Origin of the sequence: Noviherbaspirillum suwonense, assembly GCF_900182955.1 — a bacterium.
In the GTDB taxonomy this organism is placed as follows: domain Bacteria; phylum Pseudomonadota; class Gammaproteobacteria; order Burkholderiales; family Burkholderiaceae_D; genus Noviherbaspirillum_A; species Noviherbaspirillum_A suwonense.
In genome coordinates this window covers 350,029-366,950 of sequence record NZ_FXUL01000002.1, presented here as the reverse complement: position 1 = coordinate 366,950, position 16,922 = coordinate 350,029, and the positions used below count along the sequence as shown (strand labels likewise).

Genomic DNA, 16,922 nt, shown 5'->3' with positions numbered 1-16,922 from the left:
CGAACTGCAGCCGGCATGCCAGCCTGCTAACATGCGGCTACGTTTATCTGCCTTGCCGGCCTTCCGGCATCCATCTCGTAGGAGCAAGCTCATGACCCCGCAGGAACAGGAAAAGCTGCAGCAATTCTTAAACCAGATGCGCCAGGCGCAGGGCGTGCAGCGCGACCCGGAAGCCGACGCATTGATCAACGCGGCCGTATCGCGCCAGCCCGACGCCGCCTACCTGCTGGTGCAGCGCACGCTGCTGCAGGAACAGGCGCTGGAAGCCGCCCGCGTGCGCATCGCGGAGCTGGAGCAGCAGGCGCAGGCGCCGAAGCCGGCGACCAGCTTCCTCGGCGGCGCCGACGACTGGGGCAACAGCGCCCGCTCCAGGCAGGCCAGCAACATGCCGGCCATGGCCGCACCGTCCGCGCCCTTGCAGCAGCAGGGCTATGCCCAGCCGGAACCGGCGCAGCGCCAGGGTGCGTTGTCCCGCTTCGGCATGGGCGGCGGCGGGGGCGGCGGCAGCTTTCTCGGCACGATGGCGGCCACGGCGGCCGGCGTCGCCGGCGGCGCCTTCCTGTTCCAGGGCATCGGCAACCTGATGGGCGGCAATCATGGCGCGGACGCCGCGAAGCAGGGCCTGGCTTCCGACACCAGCGGAGCCGGCGCCGCCAGCGCCGCGCCGGCCAGCGACAACAGCCTGGCCCAGGAAGCGGGCTTGAACGATGTCAGCAACACGCCGGCGCAGGAATACGGCGCGCTGGACGACACCGCCGCGCTCGACGATTCCGCAGGCATGGATGACTTCGGCGGCGACGATTCGATGATCTGACACCAGGCGCCGGGACAACGGATGCGTCCGGTCCCGGCGTCGCGTTCAAGGGAAAATGCATGAAGCAGTCTATCAAGGCAATCGCGTTCGATGTTTTTGGCACGGTGGTCGACTGGCACGGCGGCATCCGCGCCGAAGCAGCGGCGCTGGCAGGCAGGCATGGCATTAACGGCGACTGGGCGCGTTTCGCCAACGACTGGCGCGCAGGTTACCCGGTCGCAATGAACCGGGTGCGCAATGGCGAACTGGACTGGACCCGCATCGACGGATTGCACCGGATCATCCTGGAGCAGGTTGCGGCCGACCATGGCCTCGGCGACCTGCCGCCGGCCGAGCTGGACGAGCTCAACCGCGCCTGGCACCGGCTTCCCGCCTGGCCGGACACGGTCGAGGGCCTGAGCCGGCTCAAGCGCGATTACACGATCACCACGCTATCGAACGGCAATTTCTCGCTGCTGACCGACATGGCGAAGCACACTGGCCTGCCGTGGGACTGCATCATCTCGGCCGAACTGTTCCACCATTACAAGCCCGACCCGGAGACTTACCTCGGCTGCGCGGACCTGCTGGGCATCGAGCCGCAGGAACTGATGCTGGCCGCCTGCCATCCGGAAGACCTGCGCGCGGCCAGGCAGCATGGCCTGCGCACCGCGTATATCGAGCGGCCGCACGAACATGGCGAGAAGGCCCGCTGGCCCGAGGTCGAAAAGGGTGAATTCGATATCGTCGCGACCGACATCGTCGACCTGGGGCGACAGATGTCGTAAGGCAATACCGGCTAGCGCCGGTTCTGCTTCATTACCGACTGGACTTCGCGCTTGACGTCGCGCTCGCGCTCGGTGGCGCGCTTGTCATGCTGCTTCTTGCCCTTCGCCAGGCCGATTTCGCACTTGATGCGGCCCTTGGAGAAATGCAGGTTCAGCGGCACCAGCGTATAGCCGGCACGCTCGACCTTGCCGATCAGCTTGCTGATCTCCGCGCCGTGCAGCAGCAGCTTGCGGGTGCGCACCGGGTCCGGGTTGACGTGGGTCGACGCGGTGGCAAGCGGGCTGATATGCGCGCCGAACAGGAACAGTTCGGCCTTGCGTATGATCACGTAACCTTCCTTCAGGTTGGTGCGGCCTGCCCGTATCGCCTTGACCTCCCAGCCTTCCAGCACCATGCCGGCCTCGAAACGTTCTTCGATGAAGTACTCGTGAAATGCTTTTTTATTGTCTGCGATGCTCATCGAATGGAAATGGTGGCTGTCGGTTAAAATTTCAACTTCGCATTTTATCAAACGGTTCACAGGCTATGGCATTGGTGCAGAAGTCAGTATTGGTCGGCTATAGCGCCGAACAGATGTTCACGTTGGTCGATCGCGTAGAGGACTACCCGAAATTCCTGCCATGGTGCGGCGGCGTCGACGTGAAGAAACGCGAGGGCGATATCCTGATCGCGACGCTGAAGATCAATTACCACGGCGTGCGCCAGAGCTTCACCACCGAGAACACCAACACGCCGCCCACCGCCATGCTGATGCGCTTCGTCGACGGCCCGTTCCGCGAGTTCGAAGGCGCCTGGTCCTTCAGGGCGCTGCGGGAAGATGCCTGCAAGGTCGAGTTCAACCTGCGCTACGAATTTTCCAGCCGCATCCTGGAGCAGATCTTCGGCCCGGTGTTCAACATGATCGCCAACAGCTTCGTCGACTCGTTTTCAAAGCGTGCCGACGTGGTGTATGGCTGAAATCATGGCTGGCGGCCTGGCCGGCGGGACGGCTGAAATACGGGTGCAGGTCTGTTATCCGTCAACGCCGCAGCCCCTGCTGCGCGCGCTGGCGCTGGCCGGAGGCAGCACGCTGCGCGACGCGCTGCAGGCCAGCGGCCTCATCGCGCCAGATGTGGACCTGGCCACTTGCCCGGTCGGCGTGTTCGGCAAGAAGAAGCCGCTGGAAACGGTATTGCGCGATGGCGACCGGGTGGAAATCTACCGGCCGCTGGTGGCCGACCCGAAGGATGCGCGGCGCAGGCGGGTGACGAAGAAGGCGGCCGGCTGAGGCTTCACCTTTTAAAGACGGCGCGCCACACCGCCGCTACATGTCGCAGTCAGTAGCGCATCACCGCGTCCTCGGATAAACCGCCGTCCATGCCGATCGGCGGTGAATACATGCGAATTGGCCGATTCGGCCCGGAGGTTCCCGGTGCCGGTTTTCAGACAGCTGCGCCTTTGTTCTCCACCTTTACTTGCACTTTGCCAGCACCCGCTGCGCCGCCGCTATTTCCTGGGCGCGTTCCTGGTCGCTCAGGTAGGCGCGTTCGCCGTTCTTGTCCATCGTTGCAATGCGCTGTCCCGAGGCCAGCGTACGCTCGTAACTGCGCGCCTGGTCGCAGTTGCGCGCATTGTCGGCGGCCGAGCGCGCCTGCTCGCCCGCCTTCGCTTCCCGCTCGGCCTGCTCGATGCGGCGCTTCTCGAATGCGGCATTGCGCTCGGCGACGCTGGGCGCGGCTGGCGCTTCCGCGGCTGCGGCAGCTGATGCGGCGCCGGATGCGGCCGCCGTGCGCGGGCCGGGACTTTGCAGCACGCGGCTGGCTGGCGTGCCGGGCGGCGGCGGCATGTCGGAGTACTGCTTGACGCCTTTTTCATTCAGCCACACATGTTGCGCCAGCGCGCCGCCGGCGCTGCAGGCAAGGAGGGCGCAGGCGACGAATCGCAGCAGGTGAGTCGAGGCCATGATGTTCCCGGTAGTGATTAAAGGAAACGATTTCGCCATGCTTCGTCCCGGATGTCAACCGAAAACGGCGGCAGCGACGGCTTTCCCATGGGCGATCCGCAACGTGATTTCTGTATAATTCGCTTTTGCGCCTACAGGAATCGCCATGCGTCTACTCCAGAAAGCACTCACGTTCGATGACGTGCTGCTCGTGCCTGCCTACTCGGACATCCTCCCCAAGGACACTTCCCTCAAAACCCGCCTGACCCGCAACATCTCGCTGAGCATCCCGCTGGTGTCGGCGGCGATGGACACGGTGACCGAGGCGCGCCTGGCGATCGCGATGGCGCAGGAGGGCGGCATCGGCATCATCCACAAGAACCTGACCGCGAAAGAGCAGGCCCGCGAAGTCGCCAAGGTCAAGCGTTTCGAGTCCGGCGTCGTGCGCGACCCGATCACCATCCCGCCCAGCATGAAAATCCGCGAAGTCATCGCGTTGTCGCAGCAGCATGGCATCAGCGGCTTCCCGGTGGTCGAAGGGCGTGAAGTGGTCGGCATCATCACCAACCGCGACCTGCGCTTCGAAGAGGAACTCGACGCCGAGGTGCGCGCCAAGATGACGCCGCGCGCCAAGCTGGTGACGGTGCGCGACGGCGCCGACCTTGCCGAGGCCAAGCGCCTGATGAACAAGCACAGGCTGGAGCGGCTGGTGGTGGTGAACGAGGCATTCGAACTGCGCGGCCTGATCACCGTCAAGGACATCCAGAAGGCGACCGAGCATCCGCTGGCGTCCAAGGACGAGCATGGCAAGCTGCTGGTCGGCGCAGCGGTCGGCGTCGGCGTCGACAATGAGGAGCGCATCGACCTGCTGGCCAAGGCCGGCGTCGACGTCATCGTGGTCGACACCGCGCATGGCCATTCCAAGGGCGTGCTGGACCGCGTGCGCTGGGTTAAGACGAATTATCCGCATGTCGATGTCATCGGCGGCAATATCGCCACCGCGGCCGCGGCGCGCGCGCTGCTCGAACATGGCGCCGACGGCGTCAAGGTCGGCATCGGCCCCGGCTCCATCTGCACCACCCGCATCGTCGCCGGCGTCGGCGTGCCGCAGATCACCGCGATTTCCAACGTGTCCGCGGCGCTGGCCGGCACCGGCGTGCCCTGCATCGCCGACGGCGGCATCCGCTTCTCCGGCGACATTTCCAAGGCGCTCGCCGCCGGCGCCTCCAGCGTGATGATGGGCAGCATGTTCGCCGGCACCGAGGAAGCGCCGGGCGAAGTCATCCTGTTCCAGGGCCGCAGCTACAAGTCCTATCGCGGCATGGGCAGCCTGGGCGCGATGTCGGACGGCTCGGCGGACCGTTATTTCCAGGACGCCGCCAACAATGCCGACAAGTTCGTCCCCGAAGGCATCGAGGGCCGCGTGCCGTACAAGGGCAGCGTCATTGCCATCCTGTACCAACTGGTCGGCGGCGTGCGCTCGTCGATGGGCTACTGCGGCTGCGCCACCATCGACGAACTGCGCGAGAAGGCCGAGTTCGTCGAGATCACGTCGGCCGGCATGCGCGAGTCGCATGTGCATGACGTGCAGATCACCAAGGAAGCGCCGAACTACCGCGCCGACTGAGCGCGCCGCATTGCACGCCGGGCCGCCGGAATGTCCCGGCGGCCTGTTCACTTTCAATACCGCCGTCATTACGTCCTTATCTAACGCCCCGCCATGCATTCAAAAATACTCATCCTGGATTTCGGATCCCAAGTCACCCAGCTGATCGCCCGCCGCGTGCGCGACGCCGGCGTGTTTTCCGAAGTCTTTCCCTATGACGTCAGCGACGACTTCGTACGCAGCTATGGCGCCGCCGGCGTCATCCTGTCCGGCGGTCCCAGCTCGGTGACGGTCGGCGACACGCCCCGCGTGCCGGCCGCCGTATTCGACCTGGGCGTGCCCGTGCTCGGCATCTGCTACGGCATGCAGGCGATGGCCGAGCAGCTCGGCGGCAAGGTCGAGAACGGCCTGGTCGGCGAGTTCGGTTACGCCGAACTGCGCGCCCGCGGCCACACCGCGCTGCTGAAAGGCATCTCGGACTTCGTCACGCCCGAAGGCCACGGCATGCTGAAGGTCTGGATGAGCCATGGCGACAAGGTGCTCGAAATGCCGCCGGGCTTCAAGCTGATGGCGTCGACCGACAATTGCCCGATCGCCGGCATGGCCGACGAGGAACGCCGCATGTACGCGGTCCAGTTCCACCCGGAAGTCACGCACACGATGCAGGGCAAGGCCATCCTGAGCCGCTTCGTGCACGAGATCTGCGGCTGCAAGTCGGACTGGAACATGCCCGACTACATCGCCGAGGCGGTGGAAAAGATCCGCTCGCAGGTTGGCGACGAGGAAGTGATCCTGGGCCTGTCCGGCGGCGTCGACAGCAGCGTGGCCGCGGCGCTGATCCATCGCGCGATCGGCGACCAGCTGACCTGCGTCTTCGTCGACCACGGCCTGCTGCGGCTGGACGAAGGCAAGATGGTGATGGACATGTTCGGCAAGAACCTGGGCGTGAAAGTCATCCGCGTCGACGCCACCGACCAGTTCATGAACAAGCTCGCCGGCGTCACCGACCCGGAAGCCAAGCGCAAGATCATCGGCGGCGAGTTCGTCGAGGTGTTCCAGCAGGAAGCCGGCCGCCTGGCCAATGCGAAATGGCTGGCGCAGGGCACCATCTACCCGGACGTGATCGAAAGCGCCGGCAAGGGCAAGAAGGGCTCGCACACGATCAAGAGCCACCACAACGTCGGCGGCCTGCCCGAGACGCTGAACCTGAAGCTGCTGGAGCCGTTGCGCGAGCTGTTCAAGGATGAAGTGCGCGAACTCGGCGTCGCGCTGGGCCTGCCGCATGACATGGTGTACCGCCATCCTTTCCCCGGCCCCGGCCTGGGCGTGCGCATCCTCGGCGAAGTGAAGAAGGAGTTCGCCGACCTGCTGCGCCGGGCCGACGCGATCTTCATCGAGGAACTGCGCAACACCGCGATCCCGCTGCCGGTCGAACTGGCCGAGGGGCAGGGCGCAGGCATGTTCCACAAGAACTGGTATGACGCCACCAGCCAGGCCTTCGCGGTCTTCCTGCCGGTGAAGTCGGTCGGCGTGATGGGCGACGGACGCACCTATGAATACGTCGTCGCGCTGCGCGCGGTGCAGACGCAGGACTTCATGACCGCGCACTGGGCGCACCTGCCGCATGAACTGCTGGGCCGGGTGTCGAACCGCATCATCAACGAAGTGCGCGGCATCAACCGCGTGGTCTACGACATCTCGGGCAAGCCGCCGGCGACCATCGAATGGGAATAAGGGCATAGCCGTCCGGCGACTGCCGCATACGCGTCACAACGAAAGCCCCCTGTATGCGCAGGGGGCTTTTGCTTGCCGGCTGCGCCGATTGCGACAGGAAAGGCAACGCAACCTGGACTGGTGAAACCATCATGCATTACCGCAACCGCAGGACTCGGCGCGATGCCTGTGCCTGAGGTTCAGCATGTGACAGACCTCCGCGAGCGGATAATCAGCGATCACGCTGTCTGGAAGGGGCATCGCCGCCAAGCCAGGTCCGGCCGCATGATTTCGTCAAGGCCAAGGCTGCCGGGCGCCGTATTGACTTTCCCAGGGTCATCCTCTACCTTCCATTTGCGACACCCGCAAATAATAATTCCGCCCAGCGGAGCATTCCGGAAAACCGGAGGAGACCTTCACCATGCGTATTACTTCACCCGCATTGCCGCGCCTGAAGGCCGGCATACTTGCGTTCGCCGCGGTCGCCGGTCTTGTGGCGGCGGCTCCGGCGATGGCGCAGATCAAGATCGGCGTCACCATCTCGTCGACCGGCCCGGCCGCCTCGCTGGGCATCCCGGAAAAGAATGCCATCGCGCTGCTGCCGCGCGAGATTGGCGGCAAGAAGGTCGATTACATCATCCTCGACGATGCGTCCGACACCAACACCACCGTGACCAATACCCGCAAGCTGATCGCCGAGGAAAAGGTCGACGCCATCATCGGCTCGACCACCACGCCGAACTCGCTGGCGATGGTGGACGTGATCGGCGAGGGCAAGACGCCGACCATCAGCCTGGCCTCGTCCAACCGCATCATCGAGCCGATGGATGCGAACCGCGCATGGATGTTCAAGACGCCGCAGACCGACACGATGATGGCGACGGCGATTGCGCAGCACATGAGCGACAACGGCGTGAAGACCATGGGCTTTATCGGCTTCTCGGACGCGCTGGGCGAGAATTTCCTGATCGAGGTGTCGAAGTTCGCCGAGCTGAAGAAGATCAAGGTGATCGCGGTCGAGCGTTTCAGCCGCACCGACACCAGCGTCACCGGGCAGGTGCTGAAGGTGGTGGGAGCCCGGCCGGACGCGGTCGTCATCGGCGGCTTCGGCACGCCGGCGGCGCTCCCGGTCAAGGCGCTGGTCGAACGCGGCTACAAGGGCCCGATCTACCATAACCACGGCGTCGCCAACAGCGACTTCCTGCGCGTCTGCGGCAAGGATTGCGACGGCACCTTCCTTGCCACCGGCCCGGTGATGGTGCCGGCCCAGCTTCCCGAGAGCAATCCGACCCGGAAGGCCGCGCTGGACTTCTCGAAGAAATACGAGGCGATACACGGCGCCGGCAGCGTGGCGGCGTTCGCGTCCTATGCATGGGATGCCGGCCTGCTGCTGCAGCGCGCGATCCCGGAGGCGCTGAAGAAGGCCCAGCCCGGCACGCCCGAATTCCGGTCCGCGCTGCGCGATGCGCTTGAGGGCATCAAGGACCTGCCGACCACGAACGGCATCGTCAACATGAGCGCCAAGGACCACCTTGGACTCGATGCGCGGGCGCGCGTGATGGTGCAGATCAGGAACGGCGGCTGGCGTTATCTGCCGTGAAGGCCGTGCGCTACGCAGGTTGAACGCATAAACCGGCGGGTGCAGGGCCGGCCCGGCCCCGGAAGACATTGGCGAAGTCCCGTATCCTGTCATGCCGCGACCACGGATGACCGGATGACGACATGGCTGCACCGATAGAAGATTACGCAATGCTTGGCGACTGCCGGAGTGCGGCGCTGGTGTCCCGGGACGGCTCGATCGACTGGCTGTGCCTGCCGCGCTTCGACTCCGCGACGCCGTTCGCGGCCCTGCTGGGCGGCCCGGAGAACGGCCTGTGGCAGATCGCGCCTGACCAGGCTTACGAAACCAGCCGCGCCTATCGCGACGGCACCATGGTGCTGGAGACCCGCTTCCGCACCGCGGACGGCGCGGCGACGCTGATCGACTTCATGCCGGTCGACTCCCATTCTCCCGGCGTGGTCCGCATCGTCGAAGGCGTCGAAGGCGAGGTGCCCTTCCTGATGAGCCTGGTCATGCGCTTCGACTACGGGCACATCGTGCCCTGGGTCGAGCGGCTCGACGGCGAGACGCTGACGGCGGTCGCCGGGCCGGAGCTGCTGGTGCTGCGCACGCGGGCGCCGCTGCATGGCGTCAACCAGCATACCGTCAGCCGCTTCAGCGTCCGGGCCGGCCAGCGCGTCGCGTTCTGCCTGCATCACCAGGCGTCGCACCTGCCGGTCGCGCCGCCGGTCGATGCGGAGCAGGCGCTGCGGGATACGCAGGCATGGTGGGAGGAATTCTCGTCACGGTGCCCGGCCTGCGGTCCCTACAGCGCGCAGGTGAAGCGCTCGCTGGTCACGATGAAGGCGCTGACCTACCGGCCGACCGGCGGCATCGTCGCGGCGGCCACCACGTCGCTGCCCGAGTGGCCGGGCGGCGAGCGCAACTGGGATTACCGCTATTGCTGGCTGCGCGACGCGACGATGACGCTGATGGCTTTCATGAAGCTCGGTTATTTCGATGAAGCCCGGGCGTGGCGCGACTGGCTGATGCGCTCCATCGCGGGCAATCCCGAGCAGATGCAGGTGATGTACGGCGTCAGCGGCGAGCGCCGCCTGCCGGAGATGGAACTGCCGTGGCTGTCCGGCTATGCAGGCTCGCGGCCGGTTCGCATCGGCAATGGCGCGGCGAGCCAGCGCCAGCTCGACACCTACGGCGAGGTCGTCGACGCGATGACGCAGGCGCTGCGCGGCGGCGTGTCCGGCCATCCGCGCGGGCCGGCGCTGTCGCGGCAGATCGTCGCCTTCCTGGAGTCGGCATGGCGCGAGCCGGACCACGGCATCTGGGAAGTGCGCGGCGCGCCGCGCCACTATGTGCATTCCAAGGTAATGGCCTGGGCCGCCTTCGACCGTTATGCGACCTGGTTCGCCGAGACCTGGAACGATGAAGAAGGGCAGGCGCTGGCAAGGCGCTGCCGCGCGGTGGCCGACACCATCCATGAACAGGTCTGCCGCGAAGGCTACGACGCCGCGCTCGGCAGCTTCGTCCAGTACTACGGCGCGGACGACGTCGACGCCAGCCTGCTGCATATCGTGCTCACCGGTTTCCTGCCCCCGGACGACAGCCGGGTGCGCGGCACGGTGGAGCGCATCGAACGGCAGTTAATGCGCGGCGGCCTGCTGCAGCGCTACCTCGGCGGCTGCGACGTCGACCGGCTGCCCGCCGGCGAGGGAAGCTTCCTGATCTGCTCGTTCTGGCTGGTCGACGCGTGGGTGCTGCTGGGACGCCGCGACGACGCGCGCGCCCTGTACGAACGGCTGCTGGCGCTGTGCAACGACGTGGGCCTGCTCGCGGAGCAATACGACCCGGAGCGGCGGCGCATGCTCGGCAATTTCCCGCAGGCGTTCAGCCACATCGGCATCATCAATTCGGCGCTTAACCTGGCGCATGCGGACGACGCGACGCCGGGGCCGGCATTGTCGCGCGCGGCGACCGGCTGAAACACGGCCGTCCAGGCGCGAGCGCTACCAGTAATTCTCGGTGACGAACTGCCCGGGATTCATCCGCCGCACCGGCCGCATGCCGCGTTCATGCAGCAGCTTGCGCGTCTCCTCGATCATCGCCGGGTTCCCGCATAGCATGACCCGCGACCGTTCCGCATTCAGCGGCAGTCCGGCCGCCTTTTCGAGCGCGCCGTCCTGCAGGAGGGTCGTGATGCGGCCATGCAGGTAGTCGCCGGCCGCTTCGCGGGTCACCAGCTGCAGCACGCGCAGCCTGCCGGGCCCGCCGGCAGCCCCGGTCTCGGCCCGTACCATCGCCGCCAGTTCGTCGGCATAGGCCAGCTCGTCGGGATGGCGCACGCAATGCACCAGCACCACGTTGCGCCAACGCTGCCACAGCGGCTTGTCGCGCAGTATGGAGATGAAGGGGCCGACGCCGGTGCCGGTCGCCAGCATCCACAGGTCTTCGCCATCGCTGAAGCGGCTTTCGGTCATGAAACCGAACACCTGGCGGTCGAGCCATATCGGGTCGCCCGCCTGGAGTTGATCCAGCCTGCTGGTGAACTGGCCGCCTTCGACGATGATGCCGTAGAACTCCAGCGTGTCCTCGCCCGGCGTCGAGGTGATCGAATAGGCCCGCCATATCAGGCTGTCGCCGTCGGGCAGGCCGAGGCGGGCGTACTGGCCCGGCGTGAACTCGTAGTTGGCGGGGCGCGTGATGCGGAAGGTGATGAGCTTGTCGGTCCAGCGATGCAGTTGCGTGATGGTTTCGCGCGTGCCCTTGTCGCTGGTCAGGGGTCCTGTTGTCATGGTATGGCCTTAAAAGTGGTGCTGCCCCTTGTGATTGCCGATTCTGCCATAAAATGCCCTTCAGCTAATCGAGGGGGAATGCATTGAACGACAAGATCGTACTACTGGAAAAGATTCATCCGAGCGCCGTGGAAAACCTGCAGGCGCAGGGCTTCACCAACATCGTCCAGGTGCCCCGCGCGCTGGCCGGGGCGGAACTGATCGACGCGCTGTCCGACGCCGACGCGGTCGGCATCCGCTCCAACACCCAGCTGACCGCCGATGTGCTGCACGCGCTGCCCAGGCTGCGCACGATAGGCTGCTTCTGCATCGGGACCAACCAGGTCGACCTGAATACCGCGGCGACGCTGGGCATCCCGGTGTTCAACGCGCCGTATTCGAATACCCGGTCGGTGGCGGAACTGGTGATCGCGCAGGCCATCCTGCTGTTGCGGCGCATTCCGGAAAAGAATGCCCGCTCGCATCGCGGCGTCTGGGACAAGAGCGCGACCGGCGCGTTCGAGACCCGCGGCAAGCTGCTGGGCATCATAGGCTACGGCAACATCGGCGCGCAGGTCGGCATCCTGGCCGAGAGCGTCGGCATGCGGGTCTGCTACTACGACCCGGAAAGCAAGCTGCCGCTGGGAAATGCCCGTCCGATGCCGCTCGATGAACTGCTGCGCCAGGCCGACGTGGTGACGCTGCATGTGCCCGGCGGCGCGTCCACGACCAATCTGCTCAGCGCGGAACGCATTGCGCTGATGCGGCCGTCGGCCGTGCTGATCAATGCGTCGCGCGGTGGCGTGGTCGACATCGACGCGCTCAATGCGGCGCTGCGCGGCAACAGGCTCGGCGGCGCCGCGCTCGACGTCTACCCGGTCGAGCCGCGCAGCGAGAAGGAGGAATTCGTGTCCCCGCTGCGCGGGCTGGAGAACGTGATCCTGACCCCGCATATCGGCGGCAGCACCGAGGAAGCACAGGAAAACATCGGCCGCGAGGTGTCCGACAAGCTGGCGCGCTACCTGTCGGCCGGCACCACGCGCTCGGCGGTCAACTTCCCCGAGGTTGCGCACCAGCAGAAGGAAGTGGTCAGCCGCATCCTGCATGTGCATCGCAATGAGCCGGGTGTCATCGCGCGGATGAATGCGCTGTTTGCGGAAAGCGGGCTGAACATCGTGGCGCAGCACCTGCAGACGCGCGGTCCGATAGGCTATGCGGTGACCGACGTCGACGCGCCGATCGAGCAGTCGCTGATGAAGAAGCTGTGCGGGGAAAGCGCGGCGATACGCTGCCACCTGGTATAGCGAAGACGATGCGGGGAGGGCGGCGCCGCTCCCCGCATTCATCCGTTCAGAGGTAGTACGCGAGCCGCCTGGCGCTCCATTCCTTCACGCGCTCGGCCGGCGAGCGCTGCTCCCACTCTTCCAGCTTCACTTCGTGCGAGTTGCGGATGTCTTCCTGGAAGGCAGATTCCATCGTGCGGCCGAACGGGTCGCCCAGCACGATCACATTGATCTCGCTGTTGTGCATGAAGCTGCGGATGTCGAAATTGGATGAACCGACGGTGGACCAGAGGCCGTCGACCACCGTGGTCTTCGCATGCAGCACCGACCCCTTCAGTTCGAAAATGCGCACGCCCGCCTGCAGGAGTTCGGTATAGAACGAACGTCCCGCGTAATAGACGACGCCCGCGTCCGACTGGCTGGGGAAAATGATTTTTACATCGATCCCGCGCCGTGCCGCGTCCAGCAGCCGTTCCAGTATCTGAGCGTCCGGCGCGAAATAGGCGTTGGTCATGTGGATCGACTGCTTCGCTTCCTGCAGCGCCAGCGTGAATGCCTTGTAGATCTCGAAGTCGCCGCCCGGGTGGCTGGCGACGATGCGCACGACCTTGTCGCCCACCGGCGGCAGGGACGGGAAATAATCGAGATCGGGAAGCGGGTTCTTGTTCTGCTGCGCCCAGGTGTCGAGGAACAGCCATTGCAGCGACGCCACCGCCGGCCCTTCGAGCTGCAGGTGCGTGTCGCGCCAGCCGAGTTCGCCGCTGCGCGTTTTGCGGGAGCGGAACAGCGAGCTGTGCGAGTAGTCTTCCGCGATATTGACGCCGCCGGCAAAGCCGGTCTTGCCGTCGACGATCAGGATCTTGCGATGGTCGCGGTTGTTGATGCGCCAGTCGCCGAAGCGCTTGAGCGGGTTCACCGGGTTGAATTCGGTCAGGTTGACGCCGGCGTCGCGGAGGCGCTGGAAGAAGCCGGCCGACACGCCCAGCGTGCCGACGCTGTCATAGATGATATTGACCTGGACGCCCGCGCGCTGCTTGGCGATCAGCAGGTCGGCAAACTTGAGGCCGACCTCGTCCTCGTCGAAGATATAGGTTTCGAAATTGATGTGGTCGGTCGCACGCTCGATCGCAGCCATCATCGCGCTGATCGTGGCCGGGCCGTCGAACAGCAGCGTGGTCTTGTTGCCGGCGGTCAGCGGGCTGCCGGTCGCGGCTTCTTCCAGCGCCGCCAGCGCGGTCAGGTCGGTTTTCTTCGCGCCACGGAGCCGCTGCGCCAGGAGGGACTGTGCCTTCGATGCGGGAAGCGCGCCATTTTGCGTCTCGACCGTCGCGACCTTGCTCGGCTGCAGCGATGCCGACAGGTCGCGCAGGTCCGGCAGGCTGGCGCAGGCGCTCAGCGCCAGGCACAGCAAACCTGTCTGCAGGGCGGTCATCAATCTGCGGCCAACGCCAGGACGCGCCGCGCCGCGCTGCCGGTCATTCGATCCGGCAGGTATTGCAAACGTGCTTTTCATTCTCTTTTCATTCCCTTGCGCTATGCCGCCCCACGGGAAACATTCCCGGTCAGAATCGAGCATAGCATCGCCGACGATGACAACTATAGCTTCTGCGCAACTTATTCGCTTGTTGCCAAAAGTGCATCGATCTCTACCGAAGTTAGGGGAGTGTGATCTTTGTTAATCGTGGTTAAAATGCAGCTTTACGACAACGGTGGGCGGTATGGAAACAGCGGAATCCCTGCACGCCTGCTGGTTTGGCGGTCCTGCCGACGACTCGGCGGCGGACCGGCAGTCCAAGTTATGGTGGAGCAAATCGGCCGCGCTGGATGCGGAACTGGCCACGCGCTTCACGCCGCTGGTCGAAGCAGCTCGCGCCGGCGCGTTGGATGACTGGAAAGCCGCGCCGCAGGGCGCGCTGGCCTTCATCCTGCTGACCGACCAGCTGCCGCGCAATATCTACCGCGGTTCCGCCGCTGCCTTCGGGTCCGACCAGGCTGCCCATGCTGCCGCGGTCGCCGCCATCGACAGCGGCATGGACCGCCAGCTCAAGCCGATAGAACGGGTTTTCCTTTACCTTCCGCTGGAGCATGCCGAGTCCATCGCCGACCAGAACCGCTCGGTCCAGCTATATACGCAGCTGTTTCACCAGGCCCCGCCTTCCCGAGTCGAGCAGTACCGGAATTTCCTGACCTATGCGCTGCGGCACCGGCGCGTGATCGAACGTTTCGGCCGCTTCCCGCACAGGAACGCGATCCTCGGTCGGGAATCGACACCGGAAGAAGTATCCTTTTTGCAAGAACCGGGCTCCTCCTTTTGATTCGCGGCTATGATCTGCGGAGAATGTTTCCTTGAATCACGATAAACTTGCACTCGATCAACTTAACTTTGTTGTCATTGCCATAAAGTAAGTGTGTTAGCTTGTGATAATCGCCCACGGACGCTGGTGCGGTTCCGGAAGCGCACCGACTGAAGAGAGAAAATGCGATGAAGCCCAAAGTCCTACTCGTCAATGATCATCCGGCAAGCCTGATGGCCCTGGAAAGCGTGCTGGTGCGCAAGCATGACGAGGCTGACTACGAGGTCATTACCGCGCAGTCGGGCCAGGAAGCGCTGCGGCACGTGCTGCAGCAGCAGTTCGCGGTAATCCTGCTGGACGTCAGCATGCCGGGCATGGACGGTTTCGAGACCGCGCAGATCATCCATTCCCACCCGCGCTCGGCATCGGTGCCCATCATTTTCGTGACCGCGCATTATGCGGACGAGATGCACCGGCTCAAGGGCTACCAGAAGGGCGCCGTCGACTACCTGTTTACGCCCATCATTCCGCAGATCCTGCAGAACAAGGTCGCGGTGTTCGTCGACCTGGCCAGGAAGAACCTGCTGCTGCAGCGCCAGGCCGAGGAGCTGGCCGAACTAAACCGCGACCTGCAGGTGCAGCGGATGAAGGACCTGAAGGACGCCAACGCGGCGCTGGAGGCGGAAATCGTCGAGCGCCGGCAGGCAGAGGAAAGGGCGCATGGCCTCGCCACGCGCGACCCGCTGACCGGGCTCTACAACCGGCGCTCGCTGATGGAGCGGCTGGAGCAGGCGATCACCCGCGCCAACCGCGCCGGCGGCAGCCTGGCCGTGCTGTTCCTCGACATGGACCGGTTCAAGACCATCAATGACACGCTGGGCCACGATGTCGGCGACGCGTTGCTGATGCAGGTGGCGAGCCGCCTGTCCGGCGCGGTCCGCGAGTCCGACGTGGTTGCGCGGCTGGGCGGCGACGAGTTCGTGGTGCTGATGGAAGGCCTGCCGGACTATCCGGACGCCGCGGCGGTCGCGCGCAAGATCGTCCAGGCCAACAGCGCGCCGTGCGAGATCGGCGCGCATGTGCTGAAGACCTCGGTCAGCATCGGCATCAGCGTCTATCCGCAGGACGGCGACAGCGTGCAGACGCTGATGAAGAACGCCGACCTCGCGATGTACCACGCGAAGCAGCAGGCGCGCGGCAGCGTGCAGTTCTTCCACGAGGAGCTGAATGTTCGGGTGCAGGAGCGGGCGCTGCTGGAACAGGAACTGCAGCAGGCGCTCGAGCGCGGCGAGTTCGAGCTGCATTACCAGCCCAAGGTCGACATCATGAGCTCGCGGGTGGTCGGCATGGAAGCGCTGCTGCGCTGGAGGCACCCGCGGCTGGGCATGATGGCCGGCGCGTCCTTCCTGCAGCAGGCAGCCGACAGCGGGCTGCTGGCGCCGATCGGCCGCTGGGTCATCGACGCGGTCTGCACGCAGATGCAGCAGTGGCAGCGCAACAAGACCATGGCCAACCTGCCCATCGCGGTCAACATCGCGCTGCCGCAGGTCGACGCCGACCTGCCGGCGAGGCTGCTGGACATGCTGCGCCAGCACGGGCTGCCGCCGCGGCTGCTGCACCTCGAGCTGACCGAATCGATGCTGATGCGCGACCTCGACCGCGCCGGCGCGATGCTGCGCGAGATGAGCGAAGGCGGCATCACCATCGCCATCGACGACTTCGGCTCGGGCTATTCGTCGCTGTCGGTGCTGAAGTCGCTGCCGATCGACATCTTGAAAATCGACCAGTCCTTCATCCGCGACCTCGGCAAGACCGCCGGCGACACCGCGATCGTCGCGGCCGTGGTCAGCATGGCGCGCGCGCTGGCGCTGCGGGTCGTGGCCGAGGGCGTCGAGACCCGGGAGCAGCTGGCGCTGCTGAAGTCGCTCGGCTGCGACGAATACCAGGGCTACTACTACAGCAAGCCGCTGCCGGCGGACTTCCTCGAACGGCAGATGTCCCAGACCAGCCGCGCCTGATGCGATCGTCGCGCCGGCGCGCAGCATGAAGGAAGGAAACGGATGACCAATCCCGCGGAGAACAGCCACGAGGACCCGCTTTCGGGGCTGCCATCCGACGCTGCCTACAATGCCGGCGAACTGCTGCGGGCGCTGCAGGCATTCAGGCGCGGCGATTTCTCGGTGCGCCTGCCGGC

15 protein-coding genes are annotated in these 16,922 nt (G+C 65.4%); 11 read left to right on the top strand and 4 right to left on the bottom strand.

Features of this window, described 5'->3' with window-relative positions; translation table 11 throughout:
* Positions 1 to 91: 91 nt before the first annotated feature.
* Together QOL82_RS04850 and QOL82_RS04845 are read left to right on the top strand one after the other, a co-directional pair.
* Positions 92 to 814 carry a DUF2076 domain-containing protein gene (locus QOL82_RS04850; protein ID WP_283441117.1) on the top strand — a complete coding sequence of 241 codons (723 nt, stop codon included), beginning with the start codon at positions 92 to 94 and terminating at the stop codon, positions 812 to 814.
* A 59-nt stretch (positions 815 to 873) separates the two neighbouring features.
* Positions 874 to 1,581 (top strand): haloacid dehalogenase type II, encoded by a 708-nt coding sequence (locus QOL82_RS04845; protein ID WP_283441116.1) that lies wholly within the window; start codon positions 874 to 876, stop codon positions 1,579 to 1,581.
* A gap of 11 nt (positions 1,582 to 1,592) precedes the next feature.
* On the opposite strand, the gene smpB is transcribed toward QOL82_RS04845, so the two are convergent.
* Complete coding sequence (gene smpB / locus QOL82_RS04840; protein ID WP_283441115.1) at positions 1,593 to 2,042, bottom strand: SsrA-binding protein SmpB; 450 nt, start codon at positions 2,040 to 2,042, stop codon at positions 1,593 to 1,595.
* A gap of 65 nt (positions 2,043 to 2,107) precedes the next feature.
* On the opposite strand from smpB, the gene QOL82_RS04835 reads away from it, so the two are divergent.
* Positions 2,108 to 2,539 carry a type II toxin-antitoxin system RatA family toxin gene (locus QOL82_RS04835; protein WP_283441114.1) on the top strand — a complete coding sequence of 144 codons (432 nt, stop codon included), beginning with the start codon at positions 2,108 to 2,110 and terminating at the stop codon, positions 2,537 to 2,539.
* Positions 2,532 to 2,849 (top strand): RnfH family protein, encoded by a 318-nt coding sequence (locus tag QOL82_RS04830; protein WP_283441113.1) that lies wholly within the window; start codon positions 2,532 to 2,534, stop codon positions 2,847 to 2,849. The genes QOL82_RS04835 and QOL82_RS04830 overlap by 8 nt, the downstream gene beginning before the upstream one ends.
* Positions 2,850 to 3,032: 183 nt before the next feature.
* On the opposite strand, the gene QOL82_RS04825 is transcribed toward QOL82_RS04830, so the two are convergent.
* The gene (locus tag QOL82_RS04825) at positions 3,033 to 3,524 is read right to left on the bottom strand and encodes a DUF4124 domain-containing protein (RefSeq protein ID WP_283441112.1); all 492 of its coding nucleotides are present in this window, start codon (positions 3,522 to 3,524) and stop codon (positions 3,033 to 3,035) included.
* A 145-nt stretch (positions 3,525 to 3,669) separates the two neighbouring features.
* Here QOL82_RS04825 and guaB point away from each other — a divergent pair, with 145 nt between their 5' ends.
* From guaB to QOL82_RS04805, 4 genes are all read left to right on the top strand, one after another.
* Positions 3,670 to 5,130, top strand: a complete 1,461-nt coding sequence (gene guaB, locus QOL82_RS04820) for an IMP dehydrogenase (protein WP_283441111.1) — start codon at positions 3,670 to 3,672, stop codon at positions 5,128 to 5,130.
* Positions 5,131 to 5,223: 93 nt separating this feature from the next.
* Positions 5,224 to 6,843, top strand: a complete 1,620-nt coding sequence (gene guaA, locus QOL82_RS04815) for a glutamine-hydrolyzing GMP synthase (RefSeq protein ID WP_283441110.1) — start codon at positions 5,224 to 5,226, stop codon at positions 6,841 to 6,843.
* 400 nt (positions 6,844 to 7,243) lie between these two features.
* On the top strand, positions 7,244 to 8,422 hold the full coding sequence (locus QOL82_RS04810; RefSeq protein ID WP_430438434.1) for an ABC transporter substrate-binding protein: 1,179 nt from the start codon (positions 7,244 to 7,246) through the stop codon (positions 8,420 to 8,422).
* 122 nt (positions 8,423 to 8,544) lie between these two features.
* Positions 8,545 to 10,362, top strand: a complete 1,818-nt coding sequence (locus QOL82_RS04805) for a glycoside hydrolase family 15 protein (protein WP_283441109.1) — start codon at positions 8,545 to 8,547, stop codon at positions 10,360 to 10,362.
* 24 nt (positions 10,363 to 10,386) lie between these two features.
* On the opposite strand, the gene QOL82_RS04800 is transcribed toward QOL82_RS04805, so the two are convergent.
* Positions 10,387 to 11,172 (bottom strand): ferredoxin--NADP reductase, encoded by a 786-nt coding sequence (locus tag QOL82_RS04800; protein WP_283441108.1) that lies wholly within the window; start codon positions 11,170 to 11,172, stop codon positions 10,387 to 10,389.
* An 83-nt stretch (positions 11,173 to 11,255) separates the two neighbouring features.
* On the opposite strand from QOL82_RS04800, the gene serA reads away from it, so the two are divergent.
* Entirely contained in the window at positions 11,256 to 12,455 is a 1,200-nt protein-coding gene (gene serA, locus QOL82_RS04795; protein WP_283441107.1) for a phosphoglycerate dehydrogenase, read from the top strand.
* A gap of 46 nt (positions 12,456 to 12,501) precedes the next feature.
* Here the strand turns inward: serA and cls are convergent, their stop codons facing one another.
* Positions 12,502 to 13,866, bottom strand: coding sequence for a cardiolipin synthase (gene cls, locus QOL82_RS04790; RefSeq protein WP_283441106.1), 1,365 nt, complete (start codon positions 13,864 to 13,866; stop codon positions 12,502 to 12,504).
* 286 nt (positions 13,867 to 14,152) lie between these two features.
* Here cls and QOL82_RS04785 point away from each other — a divergent pair, with 286 nt between their 5' ends.
* Both QOL82_RS04785 and QOL82_RS04780 read left to right on the top strand, forming a co-directional pair.
* Positions 14,153 to 14,749, top strand: coding sequence for a DUF924 family protein (locus tag QOL82_RS04785; protein ID WP_283441105.1), 597 nt, complete (start codon positions 14,153 to 14,155; stop codon positions 14,747 to 14,749).
* Positions 14,750 to 14,916: 167 nt separating this feature from the next.
* Entirely contained in the window at positions 14,917 to 16,746 is a 1,830-nt protein-coding gene (locus tag QOL82_RS04780) for a putative bifunctional diguanylate cyclase/phosphodiesterase (RefSeq protein WP_283441104.1), read from the top strand.
* Positions 16,747 to 16,922: the final 176 nt, after the last annotated feature.